Source organism: Undibacterium sp. GrIS 1.2, assembly GCF_040544435.1.
GTDB lineage: Bacteria > Pseudomonadota > Gammaproteobacteria > Burkholderiales > Burkholderiaceae_D > Undibacterium.
Genome location: NZ_JBEONP010000085.1, coordinates 1 through 9,571 on the forward strand (window position 1 = coordinate 1; position 9,571 = coordinate 9,571).

Consider the following 9,571-nt stretch of genomic DNA (forward strand, 5'->3'; position numbering starts at 1 on the left):
TCGCAGTCAAAACTGCAAGGATAGGTTAATTTACCTGGTCAATATTCAGTGCGTATAACTGCGTTTATCTGGTCAATATTGAGTGCGCGCCAACAAACCAGTCCTTTTATCCGGCGGGTCTACCTCTGACTGGGGCAGATTTCTCGGGAAAATATTCTAAACAATTTTGCAGTTTGCTTGGTACGCAAATCATATTGCAAGCCTTACATGAATACGTATCATGTAGGGCTTGCAAAGCTATTATGGCGGATCTTAAACGGATTTGCCAAGCCAGACTGAGGATTACACACTAGCGGAATTAGATCGTTTTGGTCGGCAATAGGACACTCTCTATCCGCAAATCGCTTATTCATGGACAACGCACTGGGTTCAGCTGTGCACATTATTGAATATCTGCGAGACATCTGTGGGATCATTTACACGACAAATGCGATTGAGTCACGTCACAGCGTGATTCGTGCAGCGACAAAGTGCAGAAAGCTGTTTTGTAGAGTGAATCTGCCCCGAAAGTGACTTACATCGAGATTTTACAGACTGCAAAAATATGGACAATGCCTATCCAATATCTGCGATTCGCGTTGAATCGACTTATGATTAAAGTTAGCTAACTCATTCAAAAAACACGCTCATTGATTGCTCCGTGGTACTTACGCAGAATATAGGCTATTTGACAATAATTATGGATGTTGATAGTCTCGTTCTTACATTAACAGAATGTAACTGTACTTGTACGACTGTAGCACAGTAGGCACTATCTTGCATTTCGGTGAAGTCAGTAGATTTAGACTTACAATGACGCACTTTACACTCACCAAACTTTAAGTTTTAAATCTAACCCTACTCCACTAATGACATCCCCCCCGATTTCCCCGTTTTATGCAGTTCATACCATTTGGGTCCACAGACGTTTAATCACTGATATGGCGACACGAGATGCCTTAGGTAAATATAAAGGATCTAGCCTCGGTGTGCTGTGGTCGCTATTAACGCCAGTTTTTATGCTTACTATTTACACTTTCGTATTTAGTGAAATATTTCAGGCGCGTTGGACCGCAACGCACAGCTCTAAATCTGAATTCGCGATTGTCCTGTTTGCAGGCATGATTATGTTTAATTTATTTGCAGAGAATGTAAATCGAGCTCCGGGTCTGATTATAAGTAACGTGAATTTTGTTAAAAAAATCGTATTTCCATTGGAAATTTTGGCCTGCGTTAACTTACTATCTGCGATGTTTCATATGTTAATTAGCGTATTTGTTTTGCTGGTCTTTCAGTTCGCAATTACCGGCTATGTGCCCTTGACGATATTTCTTCTTCCATTTGTAGTTTTCCCACTTGCTTTAATTTGTCTTGGTACAAGCTGGTTTCTTTCGGCAATTGGGGTGTTTTTGAGGGATGTTAGCCAGACAATTGGAATTTTAGTTACAGGAATGATGTTCCTTTCCCCTGTTTTTTTCCCATTGTCCGCGATACCTGTGCGTTGGCAATTTTTTGCTAAGTTAAATCCTATGGTGTTTCCCATTGAAGCCGCGAGAGGGGTCATTGTCTGGGGCAATCAACCCGACTGGATCGAGTTAGTTCAATACACATTCTCAGCAATTTTTATCGCTTGGATCGGATTTGTTTGCTTCCAAAAAACTCGTAGGGGATTTGCGGATGTCCTCTGATTTGGCTGTTTCCATCAAAAATATCAGTAAGTGTTATCAAATCTATGAAAAGCCAAACGATAGGCTAAAACAAGGTTTTTTTTCTTTTGCCGCACGTTTGTGTCCGTTTAATACGTTGAAGCAGAGGTTATATTCTTTGGCGAATAATTCATCAAGGCAATATTGGGCGTTACACGACGTTAGCTTTGAATTGAAAAAAGGCGAGACTCTCGGAATTATAGGGAGAAATGGTTCTGGTAAAAGTACCCTGTTGCAGATTTTATGTGGGACGTTAAATCCGACTCATGGTGAGATCGTTGTTAATGGGCGCGTGGCGGCTTTACTAGAGTTGGGTTCTGGTTTTGATCCGGAATACACAGGTCGTGAAAACATTTATATGAATGGCCAATTGCTCGGTTTAAGCAAAGATGAGGTAGATGCGCGGATCGACGATATTATCGCGTTCGCTGATATTGGCGATTTCATTGAGCAGCCCGTTAAGACCTATTCCAGCGGTATGTTTGTGCGTGTGGCATTTGCTGTTATTGCTCATGTTGATGCAGATATTTTGATTATTGATGAAGCGCTTGCGGTTGGCGATGCATTTTTTACTCAGAAATGTATGCGGTTTTTGCGCGGCTTTATGGCGAAGGGAACGATACTTTTTGTCAGTCATGATACCGCTGCCATTAAGAGCTTATGCCAAAGTGCAATCTGGCTAGAGAAAGGTCGCACACAACTAAGCGGTTTTGCAAAAGACGTGTCGGAACAATACTTAGCTGCTTTTTATGAGGCTACTCAAGGTCAATCTGCCGTAGTGCAATTAAATTCGCCGGTCGCTTCTAAAATTCGTGCTGTAGAAAAGAAAGATCCCAGATTAAACTGGATTAACTTAAGTAACTTAAGAAATGACATTAAAGTATTTGAGTTCGATCAACATGCTGATAGTTTTGGTACAAAAGAGGCCAAAATTGTTTCAGTTGAATTACACGATCACAATATGAATCCTCTTAGCTGGATTGTTGGCGGTGAGCGCGTGGTATTAACTATTGCTGCCGCAGTTGCCCGAGATATTTATTCGCCAATTTTAGGTTTTTATATCAAAGACAAATTAGGTCAAGTTCTATTTGGAGATAACACTTACCTCACTTATTCCGAACAGCCACTTTCTGTCCAGTCTAACGTCAACATTTGCGCCGAATTTGAATTCGACATGCCGATTTTGCCAAAAGGAGATTACTCAGTTTGTGCTGCAATTGCGGTAGGGACAAATGGAACTCACACCCAGCTTGAGTGGGTTCACGACGCGATGATTCTCAGATCTGAGTCATCTTCAGCTACTACAGGATTAATTGGGATACCGATGCAAAATATTGGTATTAGAATCCTTGCTGAATAATTATTAAATCAATTTAAACCCTTAAATATAAATCATGCATACAAGTTCAATGGACAAAATGAAGGCGTTTCGAGATAAATATCTTGAAACAAAGAAGAATAATGAAATCGTCATTCTTGACATTGGTGCGCAAGAAGTTCACGTGAACGGCAGTTACAAGCCCTTATTCAGCGATCAGGAAAAGTGGAAATACCAAGGGGCCGATATGGTTCCTGGAAATAATGTAGATATCGTTTTAACGGATCCTTATGACTGGAGCCAGATCAAATCGAGCTCTGTTGACGTAGTGATTTCTGGACAGGCGTTTGAACATATTGAATATTTTTGGATCACAATGCTCGAAATTGCGCGAGTCCTGAAACCTGGAGGCATATGTTGTATCGTTGCGCCTTCATCAGGTTATGAACATCGTTACCCTGTTGATTGTTGGCGTTTCTATCCTGATGGTTTCAGTGCATTAGCCAAATACGCCAAGCTGGATGTGCTCGAGTCTTATACACAGTGGGAGGATTCTCCTTTGTATGACGACCACACAAATTGCTGGCATGACTCTGCACTTATAGCGAAAAAAACACGTGCATTTGGTATGCGAGACGTATTAAGACGTTTCTTAATTCAATTAAGTAGAAAACTATAGTATTGCATAAGATAAAAATACATCGGATGAGTTAAGAATCAAGCAATGGAAAATCACACTAAATACAGTAGGGATGTTATTCCTGACATAGAGGAATCGTTATCTAAGATTGTTGAAAAAATTAGCACTAATTCAGTCGTGTTAGATGTCGGATGCTCTAGCGGAATGCTTGGGCGCTACCTTGTAATGCAGAAGGAATGTGTAGTTGACGGTGTTGATTTAGACGGCGATGCAATCAATATTTGTCATCCTGTCTATCGAAAAGTAGCGATAAAAAATCTGGAAAATGATGATTTGCTTAATAGTTTTGCTGCAGAATCGTACGACTATATTGTTGTCGCGGACGTGATAGAGCATCTTAACCAACCAGCCAAATTATTAAGGCAATTAAGAATTTTAATTAAACCACATGGGACGATTTTATTTTCCGTACCAAATATTACGCACATAGCGGCATCTCTTGAGCTATTGGCTGGAAAGTTCAGCTATGCCCAAAATGGCCTTCTCGATAATACGCATTTACGTTTCTATTCTTATAAAAGTCTGCAAGCCAAACTAGCAGAGAGCGGAATATATCTTTGGGAATTAGATACTGTACAGAGAAATTTAACCGACACAGAGTACGGTGATGGACAAGTAAAACTTTTCCCAAGTGCTTGGCTAGACGCCATTATTACCAGTCGTCCGGATTCGCTCGTCTATCAGTGGATATTTCATACAAAAATTTATCCTAGTCTTGAACCCGTCAATGATATCGCTCGGTATCAAAAAAAGCTTATTAGCCCCATATTTACTACTGCACTTTATTTTTCTAGAGCACCGTCAGGAGGTTTTAATGAAGCAAATAAATTACCAGGTTATAAACATGAGGTGACTGTAAATGAATCTATTGTTGAATTTTATTTTCAAAACCAAAGTAACGAGCCATTGAGTCAAATTCGTATTGATCCAGCATCAGATATGAAGTCAATTTGGATTAAGCAGGCTCACATTATCAATTTAAATAAAGAAATTTTATGGCGGTGGTCCTCTAACGACGCAGACATCGAATTAGTTAACGCATATTGGACAGGTGTAAGTCCTGATCAAGGACGAATATTATGTTCAGAAAACGATGATCCCCAATGGTATCCAAAAATACCATTGGGGATATTGCGTGAGGTAAAAGCCGGTGATCAATTTTCAATGACGATCTGTGACAATGGCGCGACAATAGATGCTCAAATCGAAGCTGCTTGGAATAAACAAAAAAAAATAACTCAAAAAATAATTATTGACCAAACAGAAGCAGCATTAAAACAAAATACTCATATCCAGGCGCTTGAAGAAGAGTTGAGTAAGCGCACAAAAATTTCTGAAGAATTAACAAAAATTTCTGAAGAATTAAGAACACAACTTACTGAAAAAGAAGTCATTTTGCAAAGAATTTTGGATAGCCGCTCTTGGATTATTACCAAGCCTTTTCGCTACATTAACCGTAAATTGAAAATCGGTATTTTGGGGGCGTTGCAAACAATCATATTTGATGTATTTAGTTTTTTTTGGCGAATATTTCCTTTGCCCCGTAAGTGGAAAGGCATGTTAAAAAGTGCCTTAATCAGCAGTTTTCCATCTTTATTTGGTCGCTATCGTCATTGGGTTAATTCAGACCCGGTGCACGCTGGGTTGGCAAACTATGCATCCTTGCTAATTAGTGCTGAATTAACTGATGGCGCAAACGATATTGCAACTTATGTACCTCTGTTAGAGGCTGAGCCGTTGCAAAAAAAACAGGTGAAACTCATTTGTTTTTATTTGCCGCAGTTTCACGCAATACCTGAAAATAATGCATGGTGGGGTGAGGGGTTTACTGAATGGGCGAACGTTAAACCCGCCCAGTCTCAATTTGAAGGCCACTATCAACCACATGTTCCGGGCGAACTTGGTTATTACGATTTGCTAGATAGATCAGTTCAACGACGCCAAATAGAGTTGGCAAAGCTCTACGGAGTTGAGGGATTTTGTTTCTATTTTTATTGGTTTGGTGGAACCCGTTTACTTGAAAAACCGATAGAAAATTACCTGAATGATAGATCGCTAGATCTGCCATTTTGCTTGTGCTGGGCGAATGAGAATTGGAGTCGACGTTGGGATGGATTGGATCAAGAGATGTTGATTCAGCAGCAACATAGTCCTGAAGATGACATTGCGTTCATCGAACATGTAGCACGATACATGAGCGATGCACGATATATTCGTATAGACGGTAAACCTCTGCTAATTGTCTACCGACCAGGTCTGTTACCATCACCAAAAGAAACGGTTGCTCGTTGGCGTGTGTGGTGTAAAGAGAATGATATTGGTGAGATTTATTTGGCTTATACACAATCATTTGAAGTTGAAGATCCTACTGTCTACGATTTCGATGCTGCAATCGAGTTTCCTCCTAACAACTCGTCACCGCCCGACATTACTCATACTGTTCAACTTCTGAATAATGATTTTTCCGGTACCGTATACGATTCCAGAATATTTCTTTCTAGAAGCGAGGCTTATAAACAAACGGATTACACACTTTTTCGTGGTGTCTGTCCTTCGTGGGATAACACGGCTAGGCGAAAAAATAACGCAACTGTTTTTCAACATTCAACCCCAGCACAATATCAACGTTGGTTAGAAAACGCTATTCGGAACACTTTAAGGTATCAAAGTAAGCAAGATGAGCGTCTTATATTTATCAACGCATGGAATGAATGGGCTGAGGGCGCGCATTTAGAGCCGGATCAGCGATATGGATATGCATATTTGCAGGCTACGCGCGATGCAATTACTAAGACAACCTCGTCCCAAAGTAAGGCTATCCTGATAGTGACGCACGATTGCCATCCCCATGGTGCCCAATTTTTAATTCTTGAAATAGCTAGACAATTGAAGGAGAGTGGATTTTTAATTGCAATATTAGCGCTTGATGGTGGGAGTTTATTTGAAGAGTTTAACAAAATTAGTCCTACCTTTAACGCAAAAAAACAACCCCCTAAAGTTGTTCATGATTTTTTGAGGAAGTTAAACGCGTGCGGCACAATTGACGCAATCACTAGCACTGTTATTTGCGGAAGTATTCTGCCACTATTGAAATCAACAGGATTTCAAGTATTGAGTTTGATCCATGAAATGCCAGGGATTATCCGCGAAATGAAACAGGATGAGAATGCGAGAATAATTGCACATTTAGCCGATAAGGTAGTTTTTCCGGCATCTATTGTACATACGCTTTTCTGTGAGATCGCACCCGTATCGACGGAAAAGGTATTGATACAACCTCAAGGAGTATTGAGAAAAAATCCCTATAAAGATAATAAAAGTGAAGCGCATCGAGAAATATGTCTTAAGCACTCGTTGCCTGAAAATTCGCAGATTGTGTTATCGATAGGTTTTATGGATATGCGCAAAGGAGCTGATTTTTTTATTGATATTGCAAATAATATAATTCACACTTTGCCAAACGTTGTATTTATTTGGGTGGGGCATGCGGAAATAAGTTTTGAGCAAAAGCTTAAGGCTAAAGTGAAACAGCTGGATCTATCAGACAAAATTATTTTTACTGGTTTTGTCAGAGATCCAATGGCTTATTATGCTGCAGCATCAGTTTACGCACTTACTTCAAGAGAAGATCCTTTTCCAAACGTTGTTCTTGAGTCTGCAGAGGTTAGTGTTCCAGTGGTCGCATTTAAAGGAGCTTCAGGAACAGAGGAATTTATTCTCGAACAAGGTGGACGCATTGCAAATCACATTGATTTTGATACCAGTGATTTTTGCCGGCAGGTAAATGCTTTGTTGGACAGAGATCATAAAACCCAAAGTAGGGGGGGTCCATCTTTAAGGCAGTACGCAATTGACTTGGTTCATCACCTGAATGGTTTGCCTCGGGTCTCCGTGGTGGTACCAAATTTTAACTATGCTCAGTATTTAAAAATGAGACTGGACAGTATTGTTAATCAACAGTTTCCAATTTATGAACTGATAGTTTTGGATGATGCGTCTACCGATAGAAGCGAACAGGTAATCGAAGGATATTTGAATAAATGTAAATTCGATAATTTGTTGGTAAAAAATGAACTAAATTCTGGATCTGTGTTCAGGCAATGGGAGAAAGGTATTTCTCTTTCAAAGGGTGATTTAGTGTGGATAGCAGAAGCAGATGACTTGGCTGAGCCTGAATTCTTAGAGTCTCTAACCTCAGCATTTACTGATTCATCAGTGGTGATGGCATTTTCTCAATCGAAACAAATTGATGAGGAAGGAAGGGTGTTGGCAAATAATTACTTAGACTATACTCGTGACATTTCTTCTAAATGGGAAAAGAGTTATCAAACAGATGGAAAAGTAGAAATAGCAGAGGCGCTAAGTATTAAGAATACGATTCCAAATGTTAGCGGTGCAGTATTTAAACGAGAATCCTTAAGGAAGGTTTTTGATGAAATAGATGGAGACCTATATGATTACACTGTGGCAGGTGATTGGTTGCTTTATTTGAAAATTTTGTTAAACGGAAAAGTGTACTTTGAACACCGATCTTTAAACACGCATAGACGTCATCAACGCAGTGTAACCACTTCACTTAACGTCACAAGGCATCTCGAAGAGGTATGTAATTTGCAGAAGATAGCCAGATCACTAGTTGAACCCAGTAACGTTGCCTTGGTTAAAGCAGAACGATATCGAGAATATCTCCATAGGTATTTTGATATTCCGATGAGCAAAAGTATAAGTAATCAATGAATTTTTCAGAAAAAAAATATAACAAAGCAGTCATTTTAGGTGCCGCAGGTTTTTTGGGAATTAACCTTACAAACGCCTTAAGTAAAGCCGGATTTGACGTGACTTGCTTCGATCAGGTTAGCTCAAGCCATTGGCCTGAGGATGTAAAAACTATTCTGGGAGATTTTGTACATCCTTCGACAGAATTGATTGCAGAGTTGAATGACGCTTATGTATTTCACTTAGTGAGTTCTTGTAGGCCAAGCACGAATACGTTGAGCGCTGCAAAAGAGGTTTCTCTCGATTTAGTAACTACGATTAATTATCTAGAGCAAACTAAAGATCATGCTATTCAATGGATTTTTTTGTCTTCTGGTGGTACGGTATATGGCCAAAAAGATGCTGAATGTATAAATGAGTCAAGTCCAACAGAACCTATTTGCTCTTATGGATTGGTAAAACTCTCGATCGAGAGATACTTTGAGCTTTACAAGAGATTACATAAAACCAGCTATGTCACAATACGACTCGGAAATCCTTACGGACCTTGGCAAGATCCTAACAAGGGACAAGGTATTGTTGCTACATTAGTTAACAAAACAATAACAAATCAAAAAATTGAAATTTGGGGTGATGGTTCAAACGTCAGAGATTATATATACATCGATGATGCTATTGCCGGCATTATGAATGCAGCGTTCCACGGTACATCCGGAGAAATTTATAATGTAGGTACTGGGCAAGGAACGTCAATAATTGGGCTAATTGAAACAATTCGATTAAGTCTGAATCTCGATGTTACAGTCAGTCATGTTGATGCTCGGGCTGTCGATGTACGTAGCAACATTCTCGACTCTAGTAAGTTGCAATTACAAGCGAACTGGCAAATAGTCTTTGATTTGCAAGATGGGTTGCAGAAAACTGCCGAGTGGATCAAATTGACGTTGCCTCATTGACCGGTAAATGTCTTTTTTCTAAATTGACGGCTGAAATATCAAAAACTCATAGCGAGCAATTGCTATTTGTGCATTATTTGACAGCGTTACAAGGTGTTTTTCGAGCCTGTAAATAAATTTGTGTAAATGTCCACGGCCTATTAACCTCACCCGAGGAATTGACCGATGAATATTGTAATGGATAGAGACAAACTAA

At 39.7% G+C, this 9,571-nt stretch carries 5 protein-coding genes; all 5 read left to right on the plus strand.

All coding sequences use genetic code 11. The annotated features are described in order from the left end of the window. Positions 1 to 848: 848 nt before the first annotated feature. Genes AAKU61_RS21110 through AAKU61_RS21130 form a run of 5 tightly spaced genes read left to right on the plus strand, consistent with a single transcriptional unit; the run spans position 849 to position 9,375 of the window. Positions 849 to 1,667 (plus strand): ABC transporter permease, encoded by an 819-nt coding sequence (locus AAKU61_RS21110; protein ID WP_503012669.1) that lies wholly within the window; start codon positions 849 to 851, stop codon positions 1,665 to 1,667. Next, entirely contained in the window at positions 1,657 to 3,045 is a 1,389-nt protein-coding gene (locus AAKU61_RS21115; RefSeq protein WP_354335466.1) for an ABC transporter ATP-binding protein, read from the plus strand. The genes AAKU61_RS21110 and AAKU61_RS21115 overlap by 11 nt, the downstream gene beginning before the upstream one ends. A gap of 34 nt (positions 3,046 to 3,079) precedes the next feature. After that, positions 3,080 to 3,682, plus strand: coding sequence for a methyltransferase domain-containing protein (locus AAKU61_RS21120; protein ID WP_354335468.1), 603 nt, complete (start codon positions 3,080 to 3,082; stop codon positions 3,680 to 3,682). Positions 3,683 to 3,727: 45 nt separating this feature from the next. Further along, the gene (locus tag AAKU61_RS21125) at positions 3,728 to 8,440 is read left to right on the plus strand and encodes a glycoside hydrolase family 99-like domain-containing protein (protein WP_354335470.1); all 4,713 of its coding nucleotides are present in this window, start codon (positions 3,728 to 3,730) and stop codon (positions 8,438 to 8,440) included. Next, positions 8,437 to 9,375, plus strand: a complete 939-nt coding sequence (locus AAKU61_RS21130; protein ID WP_354335472.1) for an NAD-dependent epimerase/dehydratase family protein — start codon at positions 8,437 to 8,439, stop codon at positions 9,373 to 9,375. The genes AAKU61_RS21125 and AAKU61_RS21130 overlap by 4 nt, the downstream gene beginning before the upstream one ends. Positions 9,376 to 9,571: the final 196 nt, after the last annotated feature.

Coding starts and splice junctions, on each gene's coding strand:
- AAKU61_RS21120 (WP_354335468.1), top strand. CDS start 3,080: ATGCATACAAGTTCAATGGACAAAATGAAGGCGTTTCGAGATAAATAT.
- AAKU61_RS21130 (WP_354335472.1), top strand. CDS start 8,437: ATGAATTTTTCAGAAAAAAAATATAACAAAGCAGTCATTTTAGGTGCC.
- AAKU61_RS21115 (WP_354335466.1), top strand. CDS start 1,657: ATGTCCTCTGATTTGGCTGTTTCCATCAAAAATATCAGTAAGTGTTAT.
- AAKU61_RS21125 (WP_354335470.1), top strand. CDS start 3,728: ATGGAAAATCACACTAAATACAGTAGGGATGTTATTCCTGACATAGAG.
- AAKU61_RS21110 (WP_503012669.1), top strand. CDS start 849: ATGACATCCCCCCCGATTTCCCCGTTTTATGCAGTTCATACCATTTGG.